The organism is Mesorhizobium sp. WSM4832 (assembly GCF_055811115.1).
The window spans coordinates 275,200-296,928 of record NZ_JBVVQH010000001.1 but is presented as its reverse complement, the minus strand read 5'-3'; the positions used below and the strand labels follow the sequence as shown (position 1 = coordinate 296,928).

23 protein-coding genes are annotated in these 21,729 nt (G+C 64.0%); 7 read left to right on the top strand and 16 right to left on the bottom strand.

Annotation, left to right across the window (positions count from 1 at the left end):
- Positions 1 to 91: 91 nt before the first annotated feature.
- From AC0L2L_RS01465 to AC0L2L_RS01445, 5 genes are all read left to right on the top strand, one after another.
- Complete coding sequence (locus AC0L2L_RS01465; protein ID WP_473575676.1) at positions 92 to 1,366, top strand: ABC transporter substrate-binding protein; 1,275 nt, start codon at positions 92 to 94, stop codon at positions 1,364 to 1,366.
- A gap of 108 nt (positions 1,367 to 1,474) precedes the next feature.
- Positions 1,475 to 2,338, top strand: a complete 864-nt coding sequence (locus AC0L2L_RS01460; protein ID WP_473575675.1) for a carbohydrate ABC transporter permease — start codon at positions 1,475 to 1,477, stop codon at positions 2,336 to 2,338.
- Complete coding sequence (locus AC0L2L_RS01455) at positions 2,335 to 3,162, top strand: carbohydrate ABC transporter permease (RefSeq protein ID WP_473575673.1); 828 nt, start codon at positions 2,335 to 2,337, stop codon at positions 3,160 to 3,162. Before AC0L2L_RS01460 ends, AC0L2L_RS01455 begins: the two co-directional genes overlap by 4 nt.
- A gap of 14 nt (positions 3,163 to 3,176) precedes the next feature.
- Positions 3,177 to 4,223 (top strand): NAD(P)-dependent alcohol dehydrogenase, encoded by a 1,047-nt coding sequence (locus tag AC0L2L_RS01450; protein WP_473576083.1) that lies wholly within the window; start codon positions 3,177 to 3,179, stop codon positions 4,221 to 4,223.
- Positions 4,224 to 4,226: 3 nt separating this feature from the next.
- Positions 4,227 to 5,315 carry an ABC transporter ATP-binding protein gene (locus AC0L2L_RS01445; RefSeq protein WP_473575672.1) on the top strand — a complete coding sequence of 363 codons (1,089 nt, stop codon included), beginning with the start codon at positions 4,227 to 4,229 and terminating at the stop codon, positions 5,313 to 5,315.
- A 446-nt stretch (positions 5,316 to 5,761) separates the two neighbouring features.
- On the opposite strand, the gene AC0L2L_RS01440 is transcribed toward AC0L2L_RS01445, so the two are convergent.
- From AC0L2L_RS01440 to gcvA, 9 genes are all read right to left on the bottom strand, one after another.
- Positions 5,762 to 7,348 carry an FGGY-family carbohydrate kinase gene (locus tag AC0L2L_RS01440; RefSeq protein WP_473575671.1) on the bottom strand — a complete coding sequence of 529 codons (1,587 nt, stop codon included), beginning with the start codon at positions 7,346 to 7,348 and terminating at the stop codon, positions 5,762 to 5,764.
- Positions 7,345 to 8,028 carry an HAD family hydrolase gene (locus tag AC0L2L_RS01435; protein WP_473575670.1) on the bottom strand — a complete coding sequence of 228 codons (684 nt, stop codon included), beginning with the start codon at positions 8,026 to 8,028 and terminating at the stop codon, positions 7,345 to 7,347. The genes AC0L2L_RS01440 and AC0L2L_RS01435 overlap by 4 nt, the downstream gene beginning before the upstream one ends.
- 21 nt (positions 8,029 to 8,049) lie before the next feature.
- Complete coding sequence (locus tag AC0L2L_RS01430) at positions 8,050 to 9,528, bottom strand: mannitol dehydrogenase family protein (protein WP_473575669.1); 1,479 nt, start codon at positions 9,526 to 9,528, stop codon at positions 8,050 to 8,052.
- A gap of 164 nt (positions 9,529 to 9,692) precedes the next feature.
- Positions 9,693 to 10,463 (bottom strand): L-iditol 2-dehydrogenase, encoded by a 771-nt coding sequence (locus AC0L2L_RS01425; protein WP_473575668.1) that lies wholly within the window; start codon positions 10,461 to 10,463, stop codon positions 9,693 to 9,695.
- A 10-nt stretch (positions 10,464 to 10,473) separates the two neighbouring features.
- The gene (locus AC0L2L_RS01420; protein ID WP_473575666.1) at positions 10,474 to 11,478 is read right to left on the bottom strand and encodes an ABC transporter ATP-binding protein; all 1,005 of its coding nucleotides are present in this window, start codon (positions 11,476 to 11,478) and stop codon (positions 10,474 to 10,476) included.
- Between the two features lie 48 nt (positions 11,479 to 11,526).
- Positions 11,527 to 12,351 carry a carbohydrate ABC transporter permease gene (locus AC0L2L_RS01415; RefSeq protein ID WP_027167056.1) on the bottom strand — a complete coding sequence of 275 codons (825 nt, stop codon included), beginning with the start codon at positions 12,349 to 12,351 and terminating at the stop codon, positions 11,527 to 11,529.
- 11 nt (positions 12,352 to 12,362) lie between these two features.
- Entirely contained in the window at positions 12,363 to 13,235 is an 873-nt protein-coding gene (locus tag AC0L2L_RS01410) for a carbohydrate ABC transporter permease (RefSeq protein WP_473575665.1), read from the bottom strand.
- Positions 13,236 to 13,378: 143 nt separating this feature from the next.
- A complete protein-coding gene (locus AC0L2L_RS01405; protein WP_473575663.1) occupies positions 13,379 to 14,689 on the bottom strand; it encodes an ABC transporter substrate-binding protein in 1,311 nt (436 codons plus the stop codon).
- Positions 14,690 to 14,865: 176 nt separating this feature from the next.
- Entirely contained in the window at positions 14,866 to 15,774 is a 909-nt protein-coding gene (gene gcvA, locus AC0L2L_RS01400) for a transcriptional regulator GcvA (protein ID WP_473575661.1), read from the bottom strand.
- A 110-nt stretch (positions 15,775 to 15,884) separates the two neighbouring features.
- On the opposite strand from gcvA, the gene AC0L2L_RS01395 reads away from it, so the two are divergent.
- Positions 15,885 to 16,070, top strand: a complete 186-nt coding sequence (locus AC0L2L_RS01395; RefSeq protein ID WP_473575660.1) for a hypothetical protein — start codon at positions 15,885 to 15,887, stop codon at positions 16,068 to 16,070.
- 20 nt (positions 16,071 to 16,090) lie between these two features.
- Here the strand turns inward: AC0L2L_RS01395 and AC0L2L_RS01390 are convergent, their stop codons facing one another.
- Entirely contained in the window at positions 16,091 to 17,047 is a 957-nt protein-coding gene (locus AC0L2L_RS01390) for a sugar-binding transcriptional regulator (protein ID WP_473575658.1), read from the bottom strand.
- Positions 17,048 to 17,255: 208 nt separating this feature from the next.
- On the opposite strand from AC0L2L_RS01390, the gene AC0L2L_RS01385 reads away from it, so the two are divergent.
- Complete coding sequence (locus AC0L2L_RS01385) at positions 17,256 to 17,888, top strand: HAD family hydrolase (RefSeq protein WP_473575656.1); 633 nt, start codon at positions 17,256 to 17,258, stop codon at positions 17,886 to 17,888.
- Between the two features lie 78 nt (positions 17,889 to 17,966).
- Here AC0L2L_RS01385 and AC0L2L_RS01380 read toward each other — a convergent pair whose 3' ends face one another.
- The 6 genes from AC0L2L_RS01380 to AC0L2L_RS01355 all read right to left on the bottom strand — a co-directional run bounded on the left by AC0L2L_RS01380 (position 17,967) and on the right by AC0L2L_RS01355 (position 21,724).
- On the bottom strand, positions 17,967 to 18,734 hold the full coding sequence (locus AC0L2L_RS01380; RefSeq protein ID WP_027167048.1) for a class II aldolase and adducin N-terminal domain-containing protein: 768 nt from the start codon (positions 18,732 to 18,734) through the stop codon (positions 17,967 to 17,969).
- A gap of 82 nt (positions 18,735 to 18,816) precedes the next feature.
- Complete coding sequence (gene ureG, locus AC0L2L_RS01375; protein WP_473575653.1) at positions 18,817 to 19,449, bottom strand: urease accessory protein UreG; 633 nt, start codon at positions 19,447 to 19,449, stop codon at positions 18,817 to 18,819.
- A complete protein-coding gene (locus tag AC0L2L_RS01370) occupies positions 19,446 to 19,886 on the bottom strand; it encodes a DUF3995 domain-containing protein (RefSeq protein WP_473575651.1) in 441 nt (146 codons plus the stop codon). The genes ureG and AC0L2L_RS01370 overlap by 4 nt, the downstream gene beginning before the upstream one ends.
- Positions 19,883 to 20,554: an urease accessory protein UreF gene (locus tag AC0L2L_RS01365; RefSeq protein ID WP_473576082.1), complete on the bottom strand. Its 672-nt coding sequence runs from the start codon at positions 20,552 to 20,554 to the stop codon at positions 19,883 to 19,885. Before AC0L2L_RS01365 ends, AC0L2L_RS01370 begins: the two co-directional genes overlap by 4 nt.
- Positions 20,547 to 21,122, bottom strand: coding sequence for an urease accessory protein UreE (ureE, locus tag AC0L2L_RS01360; RefSeq protein ID WP_473575650.1), 576 nt, complete (start codon positions 21,120 to 21,122; stop codon positions 20,547 to 20,549). Before ureE ends, AC0L2L_RS01365 begins: the two co-directional genes overlap by 8 nt.
- Positions 21,119 to 21,724: a glutathione S-transferase family protein gene (locus tag AC0L2L_RS01355; protein WP_473575648.1), complete on the bottom strand. Its 606-nt coding sequence runs from the start codon at positions 21,722 to 21,724 to the stop codon at positions 21,119 to 21,121. The genes ureE and AC0L2L_RS01355 overlap by 4 nt, the downstream gene beginning before the upstream one ends.
- Positions 21,725 to 21,729: the final 5 nt, after the last annotated feature.

The following is a 21,729-nucleotide window of genomic DNA, read 5'->3' as shown; positions in this document are numbered from 1 at the left end:
GCGACGGGTGGCAGGTCACAAGGGCGACGGTGAGGATCGCCTAGCCTGAGGACCTTCGCTTCCCGCGAGCTTTCCTGGAGGAGAAAAATCAATGAAAACATATCGGCTCGCTGCCAGCCTTGGCGCAGCGTTCGTGCTTACCGCTTCCGTATCAACCGCGGCGCTGGCGCAGGCGCCGGTCTGCCCGGCGCCGGTCAAGGTGCTGGCGCAGCCGCGCGACGGGCTGACGCTTCTCGAGGACTCCAAGGACGAATTCAAGAAGCTCTCCGGCGCCTCGTTCCAGATCGATTACCTCAACGAGAATGACCGCCGCGCGAAGTCGCGCGCCGACGCTTCCACCGTCGGCAATTACAACGTCTACTATGTCGACGAAGCCAATGTCGCGCTGTTCGCCTCCTCAGGCTGGATCGCGCCGCTGGCCGATTATTACCCGGCTGACTACGATTTCGCCGATTTCGATCCGGGCCGCCAGAAGGTCGCCACTTATGACGGCAAGGTCTGGTTCGCGCCGCTGACCGGCGGCGGGGACCTCATGGTCTACCGCAAGGACGTGCTGGAGGCCGCAGGCATCCAGCCGCCGAAGACACTGGACGAGCTGGTCGCCGACGTGGCGAAGCTGAACGACCCCGACAAGGGCATGTACGGCATCGCGCTGCGCGGCGCGCGCGGCTCGGGCGCCAATGTCTGGCGCTGGATGCCGTTCTTCAAGGCCTATGGCGGCAAGTGGTTCGACGGCGACAAGCCGGCTTTCAATTCGGACGCCGCCGTGAAGGCGACGGAAACTTATCTGAAGCTGTTCAAGGACTCGGCCCCGGGCACGCAGACCGGAAGCTGGGATGAATCGACCGGCGCCTTCCTCTCCGGCCAGGTCGCCATCCTGGTCGAATCGACGCCGCTGTCGGGCATGGCGGTCGATCCCAAGACCTCGCAGGTGGTCGGCAAGGTCGGCTTCCTGCCGCCGCCCTCGCCGCTGCCGGGCGGCGGCTACGGCCACGGGCTGGCCATCGGCACCAAGGCCAATGCGGACGACGCCTCGAAGAAATGCGCCGGCCTGTTCATCGCCTGGGCGACCTCGAAGGAGAACGAGAAACGACGGCTCGACGCGCACCAGTTCGGCGAGCTCAACCGCACCAGCATCCTGTCCAGCAAGGAATTCGCCGACATCTACGGCGCCGATCTCGGCAAGGCGCTGGCCGATACCGGCAAGGTGACGGCGGTGAACTTCTGGCAGGATCCGCGCTGGCCCGATCTCGGCGATCGCTGGGGCATCATCCTCGAGGAGCTGGTCACCGGCACGCGCACCGACGTCAAGGGCGGCCTCAACGAGCTCGAGGCCTACGCCAACGAACTGGTGAAGAAGAAGTAATCCTCCCGCCGCGGCGCGCAGTTCACGGCATTCGCCGGAATGCCGGGACTTGTGCGCCGCGGGTTCACTCAAGCGATCCGAATGCATCCGCTATATCGAGGATAGGCAATGCGCCGACGCTCTTCCCTGCCGGTCACATTTCTCGTTCCCACCCTCGTCATCCTTCTGGTGCTGTCGATGGTGCCGACGCTCTATGCCATCGTGATCGCATTGCAGAACCGCGAGTTGAGCACGACCGGGTATTCCTGGGTGTGGTTCTCGAATTTCGCCGACCTGTTTTTCGACCGCCGTTTCCTCAATGCGGTCTGGGTTTCGGTGAAATGGGAGATCGTCACCGTCGTGGCGACGATGGTGGCCATCGGGCTCGGCGTGCTGATGTTCGAGGTCGCCTCGCCGCGCATGCGCAATGTCTACTGCCTCTTGTTCATCATCCCTGTGCTGTTGCCGCGCGTCTCGGCTGCCTTTGTCTGGAAGTTCGCCTATCATCCGCTCTACGGCATCGCCACCTATCCCTACCGGCTCGTCACCGGCGGGCTGATCTTCGATCCGTTGTCCAAGCCCGCGACCGCCCTGTTTGCCGTCGCGTCGGTGGATGTCTGGCAATGGGGGCTGTTCTTCGCCGTCATCGTGCTGAAGCTGCTCGAGACATTGCCGCCGCAGCCGATCGAGGCGGCGCGGCTCGACCACGCCAAGCGCTGGCAGATCCACGCCTATGTCACCCTGCCGATGCTCAAGGCGCCGCTGATCAGCCTGATGTTCGTCAAGATGATCGAATCGCTGCGCTCCTTCGACCTGATCTATGTGATGACGCGCGGCGGGCCCGGCGTGGCGACCGAGACGCTCGACATGTATGCCTTCTCGCAAGGCTTCATCGAGTCCGGCAAGGTCTCCTACGCTTCGGCCATGGCGGTGCTGATGATGATCGCGACGGTCATCACCTTCACCTTCCTGTGGAAGCGGGTGCAGGCATGAAGCTGTATCCGATAAGACTGGGCCGCCTGATCGCCAAGGCCATCCTGGCGCTGGCCGGATTCCTGGCCGTGTTCCCGCTGGTCTGGACGGCGCTCAACGCGCTGAAGAACAATGTCGACATCATCACCCGCGTGCCGAAGGTTATATTCACGCCGACGCTTGCCAACATCGGCTATATCCTCGGCCGCGACAGCGTGCTGACCGGCCTCTACAATTCGGTCGTCGCCTGCGGCTCGGCGGTGCTGATCGGCGTCGCGCTTGGCCTGCCGGCGGCTTATGCGGTGGCGCGCTATCCCAACCGCTTCGCCGGCGACATCCAGTTCTTCGTGCTGTCGCTGCGCTTCCTGCCGCCGGTGGCGGTCGCCATTCCGCTGATGGTGATCTGGCTGCAGGTCGGGCTCTACGACACTTTGCCGGCTTTGATCGTCACCTACTCGCTGCTCACGATCTCGGTCATCATGTGGCTCGCCATCCCGGCCTTCCAGGGCGTGCCGAAGGAGATCGAGGAAGCGGCCTTCGTCGACGGCTACGGCGCCTACTCGGTGTTCTGGCGGATCGCGCTGCCGGTCGCGGCACGCTCGCTCGCCGGCGCCATCGCCTTCAGCTTCGTGCTGGTCTGGAATGAGTTCCTGATCGCGCTGATGCTGTCGAGCTCCAACGCCAAGACCCTGCAGATCGTGGCTTCCGAACTGTCGCAGCAAGGCATGAACGTGCCCTGGGGCATCCTCAATGCCTCGGTCGTGCTCTTGTCGCTGCCGCCGCTGCTGTTCCTCGGGATCTTGAGCGGCTTCCTGAATTCCGTTTTCCGGCAAAAGAAAAGTTGATGCGAGGATATCCGATGCGGGCACTGGTGCTTGAGAAAAAAGGTGAACTGTCGCTGCGCGAGATCGCGCTGCCGCTCGATGTCGGACCGGACGATGTCAGGATCGCCATCCACACCGTCGGCGTCTGCGGCAGCGACGTGCATTACTACACGCATGGCGCCATCGGCAGCTACATCGTGCGGGCGCCGATGGTGCTCGGCCATGAAGCGTCAGGCACGATCGTCGAGGTCGGCGCCAATGTCACCAGCCTGAAGATCGGCGACCGCGTCTGCATGGAACCCGGCGTGCCGAACCTGGCATCGCGCGCGACGAAGCTCGGCATCTACAATGTCGACCCGGACGTCCGCTTCTGGGCAACGCCGCCGGTGCATGGGGTGCTCGCTCCTCAAGCCGTTCATCCGGCGGCCTTCACCTACAAGCTGCCGGACAATGTCTCCTTCGCCGAGGGCGCGATGGTCGAGCCCTTCGCCATCGGCATGCAGGCGGCGGCGCGGGCCCGCATCGTGCCCGGCGATGTCGCCGTCGTCGTCGGCTGCGGCCCCATCGGTATCATGATCGCCTTGGCCGCGCTGGCGGGCGGCTGCGCGAAAGTGCTGATCTCCGATTTCTCCGCGCCCAAGCTGGAGATCGCCGCCCAGTATCCCGGCATCGTGCCGGTCAATATCGGCGAGCAGTCGCTGGTCGATGCAGTGCGGACCGCGACCGACAATTGGGGCGCCGATATCGTGTTCGAGGCGAGCGGCAGCCCGAAGGCCTTCGCCAATCTGTTCGAAATCGTGCGGCCGGGCGGCGCAGTGGTGCTGGTCGGACTGCCGGTCGAGCCGGTCGAGCTCAATGTGCCGGCGGCCATCTCCAAGGAAGTGCGCATCGAGACCGTGTTCCGCTATGCCAACATCTTCGACCGCGCCCTGCAGCTCATCGCCTCGGGCAAGGTCGACCTCAAGCCGCTGATCACCGGCACCTATGATTTTTCCGAGAGCATCCAGGCGTTCGAGCGCGCCGCCGAAGGCAAGCCGCAGGACGTCAAGCTGCAGATCCTGCTTACCGGCGAGAAGGGATAAGGGATGTCCGCGATCGTTTGCTCGCATGTCGACAAGGCCTATGGCGCCACGACCGTCATCCGCGACCTCAACCTCTCGATCGAGGAGCATGAATTCGTCGTGTTCCTCGGCCCGTCCGGCTGCGGCAAGTCCACTCTGCTCAGGATGCTGGCGGGGCTGGAGGACATCAGCGGCGGCGAGGTGTCGATCGGCGGCAAGGTAGTGAACGATCTCGACCCCGGAGATCGCGGCATCGCCATGGTGTTCCAGAATTACGCGCTCTATCCGCATATGACGATCTTCGACAACATCGCCTTTGGGCTGAAGCGCCAGAAGGTGCCGGCGGCCGAGATCAAGAAGCGGGTCGAGACGGTCTCCAGGACACTCGGGCTGGAGCCATATCTCGGCCGCAAGCCGACCGAGCTCTCCGGCGGCCAGCAGCAGCGCGTGGCGATCGCGCGCGCCATGATCAAGACGCCGAAAGTGTTCCTGTTCGACGAGCCGCTGTCCAACCTCGACGCGAAGCTGCGCAACCATATGCGCGTCGAGATCGCCAGGCTGCACCAGTCACTGAAGACGACCACCGTCTACGTCACGCATGACCAGCTCGAAGCGATGACGCTCGCCGACCGCATCGTGCTTTTGAAGGACGGCGTGATCGAGCAGATCGGCTCGCCGGCGGAAATCTATCGCCATCCCGGCAATTTGTTCGTAGCCGGCTTCATCGGCACGCCGAACATGAACTTCATCGAGGTCACGGTCGGCCGAGCAGAGAAGGGGTGGTCGCTAAACGGTGTCGGAACGGTCCTTTCGATCGAGGGCCAGGGATTCCATCTGCAGCAGGGTGAACGCGCCGTGCTCGGCATCCGGCCTCCGGACCTGAAGACGGCAGGTGGCGATGCGGGCGGCAATCTGCTGCTCGGCACGGCCGACCTTATCGAGTTCCACGGCAATGATGCGCTGGTGACGTTCGGCTCGGGCGGCAAGGAAATCAGCGCTCTGGTTCCGGCGCGCGAATGTCCGGAGTTGCGCGCGCCTGTCCGCTATACGTTCGACGAGGAAAGCGTCCATTTGTTCGACGCCGAGACAGGCGAGACGCTGCGCAGACAATAAGACGGATCGATTTCTACGCAATTCCGGACGGAAAACCGCTACTTCCCCTACACAGGGATTCTGAAAGGCTGCCGTTTGTCTTGGCGCAGATTTTCTGCTCAGACCCGTGAAATCGGCGCAAGCGCCGGGGATTGGTCGAGGCCGCCTCAACCTCGTCATTCTATGGCGGAGCATGGAGCGAAGCGACGCGGCGCAGACCATAGAATCCATGCCGTGACTTGGAAGCGTTGCTGCGGTGCAGAATTCTGCTCCGTTGCACGCCTTGGCGAAGGTAACGGCATGGATTCTAGGGTCTTCGCGACGGAGCTTCGCTCCTGCTCCGCCCTAGAATGACGATCGCGATGGGCGTTTCGCCCAATCTCCAACGCATGCCACCTGCCAACGCAAACATAACGACCGGTCAAAATCCCTGTGCCGGGGAACTACACATTTTTCCTGGAATTGCTCTAGCCAATCGCGTCGAGCGCCTGCCGCTGGCGGTGCATTTCGAGGAAGATGCGGTAGTCGCGGTCGAAACGGGCGCCGGCGGCCTTGTTGGGCGCGCGCGTCCTGCCGCCCTGCTGCATGGCGACACAGGCCGCGTTGAGATCGCCATAGAGACCGGCGGCGGTCGCCGCCACCATGCCGGTGCCGAGCAGCACGGCCTCGTCGGCCAGCGGCTCGACCACCGTGCAGCCGGTGGCGTCGGCATAAAGCTCCATCAGCAGCGGGTTCTTGGTGTGGCCGCCGGTGACATGCAGCGTGTCGATCAGATAGCCGTTCTCGTTCAGCGCCTCGAGCACATGGCGCACGCCGAGCGCGATGCCGACGGCGGTGCGCCAGTAGAGCTTGCACAGGCTGTCGAAGGAGGAATCGAGCGTCAGGCCGCTGATGACGCCGACCGCATGCGGATCGGCGAGCGGCGAACGGTTGCCGTGGAAATCCGGCAGCACATGCAGCCGCGCCGCCAGCGCATCGCCGTCCTCGGCGCGCAGCTCGGCGACGCGCCTGGCGATCTTCATATGCATGGCCGCGTCCGGCTCGCCGCCGGCGCCATGCCAGCGGATGATGTGGTCGAGCAGCGCGCCGGTGGCCGACTGGCCGCCCTCGGACAGCCACAGCGTCGGCAACGCCGCGCCGTAATAGGGACCCCAGACGCCGGCAAAGGGCTGCGGGTCGAGCGACATCGCCATGACACAGGACGATGTGCCGGCAATCAGCGCCAGATGCCGGCTGATGTTCTTCTCGTCGCCGGCAAAGCCGCCCAGAACGCCGAGCGCGCCGGCATAGGCATCGATGACCCCGGCGCCGACGCGGCATTTTTCGGTCAGGCCCAGTTCAGCCGCGGCCCCAGCCGTCAGCGGACCGATATCGGCGCCGACCGGGCTTGCCTTTTCCGGCAGGTTGCCGTGCTCGAACAGATCGCCGAGGCCAACGAGCTCGAAGAAATCGCGCCGCCAGCTTTTTTCCTCATGCGCGAGGTAGGTCCATTTTGCCGTCAGCGTGCATTGCGAACGGGCAAGCGAGCCTGATGCCTTCCAGGTCAGGAAATCGGCGAGGTCGAATAGATAGCCGGCTTCATTCCATGTCTTCGGCAGGTGACGCTTCAGCCACATCAGCTTCGGCGTTTCCATCTCCGGCGACATCACGCCGCCGATGTAATCGAGCACGGCGTGGCCGCTCGTCGTGCACTCATCGGCCTCGGCAATGGCGCGATGATCGAGCCAAACCATCGTGTCCCAGCGTTTCTCGCCGGTGACCGAGACGCTGAGCTGGGCGCCGTGCCTGTCGCGCGCAACCAGCGAGCAGGTGGCGTCGAAAGAGATGCCGGCGATATCTGTGGCAGCGACGCCGGATTTCCGGAGAGCGTCCCGCACGGATTTGCACACTGCCGACCAGATATCTTGCGAATCGTGCTCGGCATGATCGGGCTTGGGCTGATGCATGGCGATCGGATGATCGGCGCGGCCGAGCAGGTTGCCTTCGGAGTCGAGAATGCCCGCGCGAGCGCTCCCGGTGCCGACATCGACCGCGCAAACAAAGCTTTTCGTCAAGATGCTTTTACTCTCGCTCCCAGGCCTGCAATCAGATCGGGCAATTGCAGCATGTCAGCGAATATAAAGTCCGGTTCCGTCGACGCAAGCCGCGCCTTGAGGGCAGGGTTGGACGCATGCGAGCCACCGGTGAAGGCAAAGACGCGCATGCCCGCCGCGCGGGCGGCGGCGATGCCGGCCGGGCTGTCCTCGATGACCAGGCAATCGCGCGGATGCGCCCGCATGCTGGCGGCGGCATGGAGGAAAAGGTCGGGGGCCGGCTTGCCGCGCTTGACCATGGTGGCGCTGAAGAGATGCGGTTCCAGCAGCGGGAGCAGGCCGGTGACGTCGAGCGCGTAGCGGATGCGTTCGAGCGTGCCGGACGAGGCGACGCAGCAGGGCCGGCCGAGCTTCGGCAGCACTTCCTTGACGCCGGCGATCGGCTTCAATTCCTCGCGGAATTTGCGCATCAGGTCGACGCGCATGGCGGTCAGGTGCCGGTCGCTGATCTCGACCCCGAAATCGCGGCCGAGGATCTCGCGCACGCTCTTCATGCTCTTGCCGAGGAAATGCTCGTAGGCGGCGTCCTCCGAGACGGTGCCGCCGGCGAGCTCGATCATGCCGAGCAGCGCCGAGACTGAAAGCGCCTCGCTGTCGACCAGCACGCCGTCACAGTCGAAGATGACCAGCTCAGGCGTCATCGCGGCATGCTTTCGATATTTTTAGAGCTTGCCAGCGAGATAGCGCGTCAGGGTTTCGCGCGCGCCGTTCGCCCACAGGACCTTCAAGGCGTGGGCGAAGGCCTCGGCGAAGACGGGCGAGCGGCCGACATCGCCATAGATGTCCTCCATCGCCAGCCAGGCCTTCGGATCGTCCTTGGCCGCTTTCGCGGTCGCCTGCATGCGGTCCCAGCTCGGATCATTCGGTTCGATGACGGCGCCGCTGTCGGTGGTGCCGAAGCAGTAGCGGCACCACAAGGCCGATTCCAGCGCGAGGCCGGCGACGCCCTTGCCCGCCTTCAGCCGGTCGGCAATCGTCGGGATGATGAATTTCGGCTGGCGGTTGGAGCCGTCGAGGCAAAGCCGGCGGATGGTGTCGCCGATCTTGGGATTGGAGAAGCGGCGCTCGATGAGCTGGTAATAGTCCTCCAGATCGGTGTCCGGCACGGGCGGCACGGTCGGGATGATCTCGTCATGCTCGAGCTTGGCGAGGAAGGCGCGCACCAGCGGCTCCTGCATGCCTTCATGGACGAAATGGATGTCCATCAGCCCAGCCGGATAGGCGATGGTGGCGTGGCCGCCATTGAGGATGCGGATCTTCATCAGCTCGTAGGGCGAGACATCCTTGACGAACTGCACGCCGACCTTCTCCAGCGCCGGGCGGCCGGCGGTGAAGTGATCCTCCAGCACCCATTGCTTGAACGGCTCGCAGAACACCGGCCAATTGTCCTCCAGGCCGAAATCGTCGGCGAGGATCTTTCGCTCACGGTCGGTGGTGGCGGGCGTGATCCGGTCGACCATCCCGTTTGGGAAGGCGACCTTGTCCTCCACCCATTTGGCAAGGTCCTCGTCGATCAGCCGGGCGAGGCCGATGACGCCATCGGACGTGACATGGCCATTGTGGGGGATGTTGTCGCAGGACATGACGGTGAACGGCACGATGCCGTCGGCGCGCCGGCGCAGCAGTCCGGCGAGGATGATGCCGAAGACGGTTTTCGGCACCGCACCAGCTTGCGCGTCGGCGACGATGTCGGGATGGGCCGGGTTGAACTTGCCGGAAGCCGGATCGATGAAATAGCCGCCTTCGGTGATGGTCAGCGACACGATCTTGATGGCCGGATCGGCAAGCCGCTCGATGGTCGCGGCCGCGTCGCCGGGCGTCAGGAAGTCGATCATGGCGCCGGTGACGCGGGCGCTCATATGGCCCTGGTCCTGCTCGACCACGGTGGTCAGCCAGTCCTGTTCCTGCAGCTTGGCGCGGCCGATCTTCTCGCCTTCGAACACGCCGGCGCCGATCAAAGCCCAGTCGTGACCCTCGCTGGCGCCGAACAGGTCGTCGAGATAGACCGCCTGGTGCGAGCGGTGGAAGTTGCCGACGCCGAAATGGACGATGCCAGCCTTCAGGGCGGAGCGGTCATATTTCGGACCTGCGACCTTGGCCGGCAGCTTGGCGAGGTTCGAGGACGAGAGTTTCACGGTCATCTCATTTTACCCTTTGGCCGATCTGCAGCCCGACTGTTTCCGCCTCCTTCGGGAGAGCGAGGATGAGGGGCAGCACCTGGTGTTCCAGCATGCCGCCCCTCACCTGCCCCGTGGCGTCTTCTCCGGAGGAAGAAGAGAAGCGCCTCCCCCTCAACCCATCTCCGTCAACTCATCCATTGGCCGCCATCGACATTGTAGGTCTGGGCGACAATGTATTCGGCCTCGTCGCTGGCGAGGAAAACCGCCATGCCGGCGAGGTCCTCCGGCTTGCCCATGCGGCCGTAGGGAACGCCTTCGCCGACCAGCCGCTTCTTCTCGCCTTTCGGCCGGTTCTCATATTTTGCGAACAGGGCGTCGACCTGGTCCCACATATCGCTGTCGACGACGCCCGGCGCGATGCCGTTGACGTTGATGCGGTGCTTGATGAGATCGAGCCCCGCCGACTGGGTGAGCGAGATGACGGCAGCCTTGGTGGCGCAATAGACCGCGACCAGCGGCTCGCCGCGGCGGCCGGCCTGGCTCGCCATGTTGATGATCCTGCCGCCATTGCCACGCGCAATCATCGAGCGGGCGGCGGCCTGCAGCATGAACAGCGTGCCGGCAACATTGACCGCGAACAGCTTTTCGTAGCTCGCCCTCGTTATCTCGACGATCGGCGCCAGGTCGAAGATCGCCGCGTTGTTGACCAGCACATCAAGGCCGCCGGCCTTTGCCTCGACCGCCTTCACCGCCGCCTCGATCGAGGATTGGTCGGTGACGTCGAGCTGGACCGCGTAAGCCGCAGAACCTATGGCCTTCGCGGTCGCTTGCGCCGCTTCGAGGTCGATATCGGCAATCGCCACCGTCGCGCCGTCGCGCGCATAGGCTTCGGCGAAGGCCTTGCCGATGCCGCGCGCCGACCCGGTGATCAGCGCCGATTTGCCTTTCAACCTCACTGTTCCATCCTCACTGGGCCAGCGCCTTGCCGTCGGCGCCGAAGCGGTGGAGTTTGGTCTTGTCGGGGGTCAGGTAGACGGTGTCGCCATGCTTGACCGCAACCTCGCCGTCGGCACGCACATTGATCGTGCCGATGCCATCCGTCTGGACATGCAGGAAGGTGTCGGAGCCGAGATGCTCGGCAACGCCCACCGTCGCCTTCCAATCGCCGGCTGTGGTCGAGATATTGACGTGCTCGGGACGGATGCCGATGGTCTTGGCGCCGTATTTTTCCGCCGGCGCGCCTTCGATCATGTTCATCTTGGGCGAGCCGATGAAGCCGGCGACGAAGAGGTTCTTCGGCGTCTTGTAAAGCTCCATCGGCGAGCCGACCTGCTCGATGTTGCCGGCATTGAGCACGACGATCTTGTCGGCCATGGTCATGGCTTCTACCTGGTCGTGGGTGACGTAGACCATCGTCGTCTTCAGCTGATGGTGCAGCTCGCTGATCTCCAGGCGCATGGTGCCGCGAAGCGCCGCGTCGAGGTTCGACAGCGGCTCGTCGAACAGGAAGGCCGAAGGCTGGCGCACGATGGCGCGGCCGATGGCGACGCGCTGGCGCTGGCCGCCTGAGAGCTGGCCCGGACGGCGCTCAAGATAATTGGTGAGATTCAGGATACGGGCGGCGTCCTTCACCTTCTTGTCGATGGTCGCCTGGTCCTCGCCGGCCATCTTGAGCGGAAAGGCGATGTTCTTGGCGACGGTCATATGCGGGTAGAGCGCATAGGACTGGAACACCATGGCGAGCTTGCGCTTGGCCGGCGCCTCGCCGGTGACGTCGCGGCCATCGATGCTGATGATGCCGCCGCTGGTGTCCTCGAGCCCGGCGATCAACCGGAGCAGCGTGGACTTGCCGCAACCGGACGGGCCGACGAACACGACGAACTCGCCGTCCTCGATACTGAGGTCGATGTTCGGAATGATCGTCGTCGACCCGAAGGACTTGGAGACGTTCTTGAGCGTGATGTTTCCCATGGTTTCCTCCCGGGGATCGTTTTCGTCGTCCGCTGCCTGGCGGTGCTGTTACTTCACGGCGCCAAAGGTCAGGCCGCGCACCAGCTGCTTCTGGCTGAACCAGCCCATGATCAGGATCGGCGCGATCGCCAGCGTCGAGGCCGCCGACAGCTTGGCCCAGAACAGGCCTTGCGGGCTTGAGAAGGAGCTGATGAAGGCGGTGAGAGGTGCTGCGTTGGTGGTGGTGAGCCGGATCGTCCAGAACGCTTCGTTCCAGGCCAGGATGATGTTGAGCAGCATGGTCGAGGCAATGCCCGGCACCGCCATCGGCGTCAGCACGTAGATGATCTCGTTCCACAACGAGGCGCCGTCCATGCGCGCCGCTTCGAGGATCTCGCCCGGGATCTCGCGGAAGTAAGTGTAGAGCATCCACACCACGATCGGCAGGTTGATCAGCATCAGCATGATCATCAGGCCGATGCGGCTGTCGAGCAGGCCGGTGTCGCGGAAGATCAGGTAGATCGGAAACAGCACCGCGACCGCCGGCATCATCTTGGTGGACAGCATCCACATCAGGATGTCCTTGGTGCGCTTGCTCGGCGAGAAGGCCATCGACCATGCCGCCGGTATGGCGACCAGCAAGGCCAGGATGGTCGAGCCGACCGAGAGCAGCACCGAGTTGAAGAAGAACTTGAAGTAGCCGCTCTGCGCCTGGACCTCCGAATAGCTCTCGAAGGTTCCCGATGGGATCAGGTTGAAGCCCTGGATCGCCTCCTGTTCCGATTTGAAGGAGGTGATGATGGTGTAAAGGATCGGAAAGAAGATCAGCAGGGCGACGATCCAGGCCGCGGCCGTGGCGATCGTCTTGTGCTGGGTGGTGACTGCGCGTGCCATCTTATCCTCCCTTACTTGTCCAGGTTCTTGCCGACGGCGCGCATGGCGAAGAAGGCGACGATGTTGGCGAGAATGACGGCGATCACGCCGCCGGCGGACGCCTGGCCGATTTTGAACTCCAGCAGCGCCTTCTGGTAGACCAGGAAGGGCAGGTTGGTGGAGGCGTAGCCCGGGCCGCCATTGGTGGTGACCAGGATCTCGGCATAGACCGAGAGCAGGAAGATCGTCTGGATCAGGATCACCACGGTGATGGCGCGCGACATATGCGGCAGCGTCAGATAGATGAAGCGGCTGATAAAGCCGGCGCCGTCCATCTCGGCGGCTTCCTTCTGCTCGCCGTCGAGCGACTGCAGCGAGGTGAGCAGGATCAGTGTCGCGAAGGGCAGCCATTGCCAGGCGACGATGATGATGATCGCGGTGAGCGGATGCTGCCCGAACCAGTCGACCGGCTCGGCGCCGAAGAAGCGCGCAATATCGGCAAAGACACCGTATTGCGGATGCATGATCATGTTCTTCCATACCAGGGCGGCAACCGGCGGCATCACGAAGAACGGCGAGATCACCAGGATGCGTACGATCCCCTGGCCCCACATCGGCTGATCTATAAGCAGCGCGAGCAGAATGCCGCCGACCACGGTGATGACCAGCACGCTGACGACGATGGTGAGCGTGTTGAGGATCGACTGCAGGAAGGCCGGGTTGGAATAGAACAGCGCGTAATTGGAGAAGCCGACGAAACCATCGCGGATCGGATTGAGCGGATTGTACTGCTGGAACGAGAACCACAGCGTGAAGGCCAGCGGCACGATCATCCAGACAAACAGCAGGACGACCGATGGGGCCATCATGAAACGGGCAAGCGAACGGGTTTGCTGAGTAGCCATGATGGTCACCCTCCCAAAGTCAGCCGGATTTTCAGAGTTGCGCCAGTACTTTCCCGATTTTGAAGGGTGGCCGCCCGAACTGGGTTTCGGGCGGCCACCTGCCGGTCATGATGCGCGACCGGCATTCGGCACCGGGAGGAGCCTTACTTGATGTAGCCGCCTTCGGTCATCGCCGCCGTGGCTGCGTCCTGGGCCTGCTTCAGCGCATCGTCGACGCTCGACTGGCCGGCAAGCGCGGCCGAGAAGAGCTGGCCGACGGTGGTGCCGAGGCCCTGGAATTCAGGAATGGCGACGAACTGCACGCCGACATAGGGCACCGGCTTGACGGTCGGATGCGTCGGATCGGCGGCGTTGATGGAGTCCAGCGTCATCTTGGCGAAAGGCGCAGCCTTCTGGTACTCGGCATTGGCGTAGAGCGAGGTGCGCGTTCCCGGAGGAGCGCTGGCCCAGCCTAGCTTGGAAGCGACCAGCTCGGAATAATGCTTGCTGGTTGCCCACGACACGAACTTCTCGGCGGCATCGGCCTTCTGGGTGCCGGCGGGGATCGCCAGAGACCAGGCCCAGAGCCAGTTGCCGCGCTTGCCGAGGCCGGTGTCGGGCGCCAGCGCATAGCCGACCTTGTCGGCGACCTTCGAGCTCTTCGGGTCGGAGACCATGGATGCGGCGACAGTTGCATCGATCCACATGCCGCACTTGCCCTGCTGGAACAGCGCCAGGTTCTCGTTGAAGCCGTTGGACGAAGCGCCCTCGGGGCCGTCGGCCTTCATCAGGTCGACATAGAATTGCAGCGTGTTCTTCCATTCCGGCTGATCGAACTGCGGCTTCCAGTTCTCGTCGAACCAGCGGGCGCCGAAGGAGTTCGACATGGCGGTGAGGAAGGCCATGTTCTCGCCCCAGCCGGCCTTGCCGCGCAGGCACACGCCGTTCACGCCGTTGGCGCGGTCGGTCATCTTGTCGGCGGCCTGCTTGATGAAGTCCCAGGTCGGCGCGTCGGGCATCTTGAGGCCGGCCTTCTCCATCAGGTCCTTGCGGTACATGACGAAGGAGCTTTCGCCGTAGAACGGCGCGGCATAGAGCTTGCCGTCGACCGAAAGGCCGCCGGCGATGGCCGGCAGGATGTCCTTGGCGTCGTAGTCGTCGCCGAGCTTGTCGAGCGGCAGCAGCCAGCTCTGCTTGGCCCAGATCGGAACCTCGTAGGTGCCGATGGTCATGACGTCGTACTGGCCGCCCTTGGTGGCGATGTCGGTGGTGACGCGCTCGCGCAGCACGTTCTCTTCGAGCGTGACCCAGTTGAGCTTGATGTCGGGGTTCGCCTTGGCGAAGTCGTCCGTCAGCGTCTGCATGCGGATCATGTCGGCGTTGTTGACGGTGGCGATGGTGATGGATTCGGCATGCGCGGCGAACGCAAGGGCGCTGGCCGACAACAGGCCCAGGGTGAGCGTGCGAAGTTTCATCAAATTCCTCCCTTAAACCAAGATGAGCATTTGCCTTGGCTTTGAGCAATTACTCACTTGGTGTGAATTATGTCAAGCCGGAATCTATGCTGCGCCGCAGCAGAAATGACGCGACGTGACCCCGGTCCGGCGACGCGGTCGGGCTATTTCGGGGAGGAAGCTGAGGGGCTGTTGGCCTACGGACAGGCGATCTCGGCCAGGATCCAGTCGCGGAAGGCGCGGATCTTCGGCACGTTGCGGCGCGCCGTCGGATAGACCAGCCAATAGGCATGGCCGTCATCGCCGACAAGGTCGAAGGGCTGGATCAGGCGGCCGTCGGCGAGTTCGTTCTTGAACAGCGCACGGGTCAGGATCGCAACGCCATGGCCGGCCATCGCCGCGTTCGCCTCATAGGCCTGCGCGCCCATGCTCGAGCCGGGCCGTTTGGCGAGGTCATGACCGCTTACGCCGGCGGCCTCGAACCATTGCGTCCACCAGATGTCGCCGGGGTCGAGGATCGGCAAGCGCAGCAGGTCGGCCGGCTCCTTGACGCCGCCGATGCTCGCGGCGAGCTTCGGGCTCAGCATCGGGGTGAAATCGGCGTCGAGCAGCTTGTGCGCCTCCAGGCCCGGCCACTTGCCGCCGCCCGAACGGATGGCGAGATCGACGTCCTCGCGCGCGAAATCGGTCAGCCGGCTCGACGTGTCGAGCCGCACGGCAAGCGCCGGATGGGCAAGCTGGAACGCGCCCAGGTGCTGCGCCAGCCAGTTCGAGGCGAAGGTCAGCACGGTGGTGACGCATAGCAGGCCGTCGGCGCCGCCGCGCGCCGCGGCATAGGCCTGAGCCAGGATGGCGAAGGCCTCGCTGACGGCGGGCGCCAGGCGCTGGCCGGGCTCGGTCAATTCAATCTGCCGTGGACGGCGCAGGAACAGCGGCGCGCCGATGCGCTCCTCGAGCAGCTTGATCTGGTAGCTCGCCGCGGCCTGGGTCATGCCCAGTTCCTGCGCCGCCCTGGTGAAGGACAGGTGCCGGGCCACTGCCTCGAACACCCGGATAGCCTGCAGGGGCGGCAGCGGCGCAAGCTGCGGAGAGCTGAGATCGGGCATAAGGCCTCCTTATGGGTCATGATCGAGGTTTAATTGGAAGCGCGAACGGGCCAACCCGATATTTGGGGTCGACGATCAATACAGTTCAAGCATTGCGAAGGCTGAAGATCATGGTCACGGTTCAGGAAAAACTCGTTTCAACCCCGGTACGCGGCTGGTTTTTCATGCTGGCGCGGGAATTCTCGCGGTTTTCGGGTCGCCGACGCGGCTATATCGACGTCCGCGAATTGCCGGAGCATCTGCAGCGCGACATGGGCTTTCTCGATGGCAACGATCCGCGCGGCCGCTCGCAATAGCCGGCTCTTTTAATCGGCAATCAGGCGGCAAGCAGGGCTTCGGCCGTCCGTTCATCGGTAATGAGGCCATTGACCAGCCGGCGGTTGACGGCCGCCAGGATGCCCGGCAGCTTGCGTTCGCCCATGGCCAAAGCGATGACCAGCGACTTTTCCCGCGACGGCAGCGCGGCGGAGGAGACGCGGTCGTTGGTGATGCCCTCGATCATGCGGCCTTCGCGATCGAAGACCCAGCCGACGATCTCGGCGATGCCGCCGGCCTTCTGCAGCGCCTTCAACTCGCTTTCCGAAATGAAGCCGTCCTCATAGAGCGGCGCCCTGGGACCGAGGTCGCCGATGCCGACGAAGGTGACATCGGCCTCGGCCGCCAGCGCCAGGGTCGGCTGGATCATCGGCTGGTTGAGCAGCATCTCGCGCTCCTCCGGCGAGGAGGCGATGACCGGCAGCGGCATCGGGAAGGACCGTGCCTTGACGCGGTCGGCCATGGTGAAGATGACGTTGTAGAAGGCGGCCGAGCCGTCGGGCGAGATGTTGCCGGTCAAGGACACCACCTTGTGCTGCGGGCATTCCATCGGCGGCAGTTGCTCGATCGCCGCCTTCAGCGTGCGCCCGGTGCCGATCGCCATGACGATGGGTGACGACGAACGCAGCCGGCGTTCGATCTCGGCGGCGGCGGCCTCGGCAATGCCGATCGTCGTCGAGGACGAGGTCGGATCGCTCGGCACCACTTCGACTAGGTCGAGCGCGAAGCGCGACTTCAGCCGCGCGGCAAGGTCGAGGCAGTTGGCGATCGGATGATCGACACGCACCTTGATCAGGCCCTCCGACATGGCGAGCGATACCAGGCGCTGCGCCGTCTGCCGGGAAATACCTAGTTTGGCGGCGATCTGGTCCTGTGTGTTGCCGGCAACATAATAAAGCCAGCCGGCGCGCGCGGCGTCGTCCAACCTGGTGCTGCCGGGTTCCTGTCGCGAATTCACGTCCTGCCTCCCAGCCCGTTCAACACTGAAACGGGCACCCTAGCTTACAGCGAATATGCCCGCGCGCAATTGTCTATCGAAAGAGCAATTGCTTAGGAGTGTTGCGAACTCCCGACGGACCAATAGGCCGCTTGTCCAACCATTTGCCAGCCAGACGGTTTATCTCCACCGGGAAACCGACTAAGGGGATCGGCGAAGGGAGCCGCGCATGACGCCGAAAGCCGTTTTCTGGGATATGGACGGGACGCTGGTCGACAGCGAGCCGCTGCACGAGGCCGCTTTGGTGGCGGCGCTGCGCAGCGTCGGCGTCGCGCCGCCGGTCGACCTGCACCAGCGCGTGCTGGGCATCGCCGCATGGCCGGTCTACGAGATGCTGCGCGACGAGTTCGGTCTTGGCCTGCCCTTCGACGACTGGATCGTGCGCAAATACGATCACTATCTGCCGCTGGCCGAAACGCTGAAGCCACGCCCCGGCGCGATCGAAGTGTTCAACGAATTGCGCGCGCTCGGCGTCGAGCAGGCGGTTGTGTCCAATTCCGACCGACTGATCGTCGACGCCAATCTAACCGCCGTCGGCCTTATCTATCCCGGCATGCGCACGGTGAGCCGCAACGACGTGATCGAAGGCAAGCCGTATCCCGAGCCTTTCCTGCGCGCGGCTTATCTGGCCGGCGTCGATCCGGCGGATGCAGTCGCGGTCGACGACAGCGTGACCGGCGCCACGGCCGGGGTCGCGGCCGGCATGAAGACGATCTTCTGGCCGGAAGCGCCGATGGAAGGCCCGCCCGGCGCTATCGTCATCAACAGCGCCGAGGAATTGCGGGCGCAGCTGGGGCTCTGAGAAAACCGCCAAAGCCGGCGCTGCCCCTCATCCGCCTGCCGGCACCTTCTCCCCGTGAATGGGGAGAAGGAAGAAGTTTTAATTCCGGTAGACCGGCTCTTCCTCGTCGAGGATCGCCTTCAGCTCGGCAAGATGGCGCTCGGCCTGGCCGGGGTAGTCGTCCATTTCGCGCGCGGCCTTCTCGGCGATCTCGTCGGAGAGCGTGCGCAGCGGGCGGCCGGTCCACAGCGCCTTGATGTAGGTCTCGGCGGCGCGCTCGAAATAGAACATGCGGTTGAAGGCGTCGGCGACACTGTCGCCGATGACCATCACGCCGTGATTGCCCATGACCATCACCTTGACCTTGGGGTCGGTCAGAAGCTGCGAGCAGCGCTCGCCCTCTTCCTCGAAAGCCAGACCGCCATAGTTGGCGTCGACGACATGACGGTTGAAGAACATGGCCGAGTTCTGGTCGACCGGTGGCAGCGTCGAGTCGGCCAGCGAGGCAAGCACTGTGGCGTGGATCGAATGGACATGCATGGCACAGCGCGCATGCGGGACGTTGCGGTGGATGGCGCCGTGCAGGCCCCAGGCGGTCGGATCGGGCGCATTGGGACCGGACAGCGTTTCGGGATCGTTGGCGTCGATCAACAGCAGGTCGCTCGCCTTGATGCGCGAGAAATGCACCTGGTTGGGATTCATCAGGAACTTGGTGCCGTCCTCGTTGACGGACAGCGAAAAGTGGTTGGCCACCGCCTCATGCATGTTCAGCCGGGCGGTCCAGCGGAAGGCGGCGGCGAGGTCGACCCGCTCCTCGTAATAGGGCAGGTTGCTCAGCGGTTCCTTGTGCAGGCGGGCAAGGCTCATCGAAATCCTCCGCTTGGGTTTTGTTTTACGAGAATGCCGCGCGTGGTGGCCGCCAGCAACCGATAATTGGTGGCTCAGCGGATCAAGCCGCCGTGCGCGCCGACTGCAGTCCGCCCTGCTCGACAATGAAGTCGATCACTTCCTGCAACCCCTTGCCGCGCGACAGGTCGGTGAAGCCGAATGGCCGCTTGCCGCGCATGCGACCGGCATCGTTCTCCATGACGTCGAGATTGACGTTCACATAGGGCGCCAGATCGCTCTTGTTGATGACCAGGAAATCCGAACGGGTGATGGCCGGGCCGCCCTTGCGCGGGATCTCCTCGCCCTGGCAGACCGAGATGACATAAAGCGTCAGATCGGCAAGGTCGGGCGAGAAGGTGGCGGCGAGATTGTCGCCGCCGGACTCGATGAAGATGATGTCGAGGTCCGGGAATTTCTTGTTCAGCTCCGCGATCGCCCGCAGATTGATCGAGGCATCTTCTCGGATGGCCGTATGCGGGCAGCCGCCGGTCTCGACGCCGACGATGCGCTCCTCCGGCAGCGCCTGCAGGCGCGCCAGCATCATCGCGTCTTCCTTGGTGTAGATGTCGTTGGTGACGACGGCGATGGAAAAGTCATCGCGCAGCGCCTTGCAGAGCTTTTCGGTGAGCGTCGTCTTGCCGGAGCCGACCGGGCCGCCAATGCCGATGCGAAGAGGACCGTTTTTCGACGTCATGCCGGAAACTCCGTGATGGCAAGGATTGCAAAGCCCAGCCCGATCAACAGGCAGAGCGGCGAATAAAGGCGCTGGTCGAGCCGTGCGAAAGGCTGCTCGGGCGCAAGCCGGCGCCACCAGGGCGTGAAGCCGGCGATGCCGCGGCCGAGGAAGACGAGGCCGATCATCAGCGCCGTGGCAGCAAGCCCCTCTCTGGGAAAGGGCGTGGCAAAGACGCCGGCCAGCGCCAGCGGCCAGAGCGTCGCCAGCGCGAGGCAAGCGGCGACAGCAAAACTCGCCAACGACGACGGCATCTCGTCGACACCGCGGAAGCCGACGACGGTGCGGGCGCAGGACGCCTGATCCGTGCCGGGCCAGATGCCGCCTATGCCCCAATAGACATGCAGCGTGGTGATCAGGAGCAGCACGAAGGAGAGGATGACAGCGAGGACGGTCATGACCGGAACAGCCGCGAATATTGTGTTTCGTGCTGCATCGCCATGATGTCTGAGACAAAGGCCGCGCCGCCCAGATCGTCCAGGCTGGAAGCGGCGGCGCGTGATGCAGTCGCCAGCGCCAGAGGCTCGAAGCCGGCTAACAATGCGACGGCATCGACCTGACCAATGACGCCTAGCCTGATCGCCGCCTGCACCAGATTGGAGAAGAAAGCTTGCAGGAAGGCGGACAGCGCCTCAGGGAGTGCGATGCCGCCGCTGCCGGCAACAGCGCCAACCGCAATGCAGTAGGGGCAATCGGCCGGCAAACGCTCCAACGCCGGAGACGGCCAGGCGGCGGCTGCCTGGAGAAAGGCTGTGCCCTGCAGCATGGTCTCGAGATGGCGCTCACTCGATCCGGCGAGCGCCTCGGCCAGCGCGGCGACTTCCGCCAGGTCGCCACCATCACGCGCGCGGCGCCAGCTTTCGGCGAAGAGCACGGCATCGTTCCAGCCGGAACCTATTTCGACCAGCGTCTCCAGCCAGAAGGCGAGATCTTCGCGATCGGCGATCAGCCCATCCTGCACGGCGCGCTCGAGGCCATGACTGTAGGAGAAGCCGCCGACCGGAAAGGCCGGCGACAGCCAGGCCATCAGCCGCAGCAGCGCGACGGTGGAAAGCTGCTCAGTCATGGTGATGGTGGTGGCTATGGTCGTGGTGGCTATGGTCGTGGTGGTCGTGATCATCGTGGTCATGATCATGATGGTCATGCGAATGGCCGTGATCGTGGCCATGCCCGGAATAGGCGCCGCGCACCGGGCTGAACGGTTGCGAAACCTCGCTTACGGTGGCGCCGAGACCTTCGAGCATCGCCTTGATGACATGGTCGCGCAGGATGAGGATGCGGTCCGGCTCGATGCTTGCGGCAAGATGACGGTTGCCGATGTGCCAGGCAAGCTCGGCGAGATGAACAGCATTGCGGGCGCGGATGTCGTAGACCTCCTCCGGCGCCGCGACGATCTCGAGCTGACGGCCGTCTTCCAGAACCAGTCGGTCGCCATTGTTCAGAGCCACCGGCTCGGGCAGGTCGACCAGCACCTTGTCGCCGGCCGCCGTCTCGATGGCGCGGCGGCGCAGATGCCGCTCGTCATGCGGTAGCACGGCCTTGTCATAGGGTGCCGTCGAGCCGGCTTCGCCGGCTGGAAGAACCGAGACGGCGCGCGGGAATTTGGTGAAATCGGTGTTGATGTTGAGCTTCATTTCATGGCTCCGCCATTAGCTTGCGCACGTGCACGAGTTGGTCGAGACAGCACGCGATCGAAATAGGCATTTACCCGTTCGGACTCGATCGCAAACCGTCCGGCGCGGGCCCAGCCGCCCATGTCGCCAAGCAGGACGTCAACCGCCGAGAAGCGGTCGCCGAGCGCGAACAGCCTGTCACCGAGCCGACGGTCCAACGCCTTTATTTCGGATGCGAAATCATAAGCTGCGGCCGGGCCGACATCGACGCGGACGTCCTTGGGCAGAACGAAGCGGTGGCGCAGCTTGTTCCACAGCGGCGCTTCGAGCTCGCTCTGGGCGAAATGCGTCCAGGAATCCATCTCGGCACGGCCGGCGAGACCGGGATTGGCCCCCATGCCCTTATCGGCATGCTTGTCCGCCAGATAGACGCAGATCGCCGCCGAATCCGTGATCCTGAGATCGCCGTCGATCAGGATCGGAACCTTGCCGGAGGGATTGAGCGCATAGGCCTCGGCCGAGCGCAATTTGACCTCGACGAACTCGTAGCGCTGCCCGAGTTCCTCAAGCATCCAGAGCACCCGGCTGACCCGCGACCCGCGCGATCCGACGGCCTTATACATAGTTG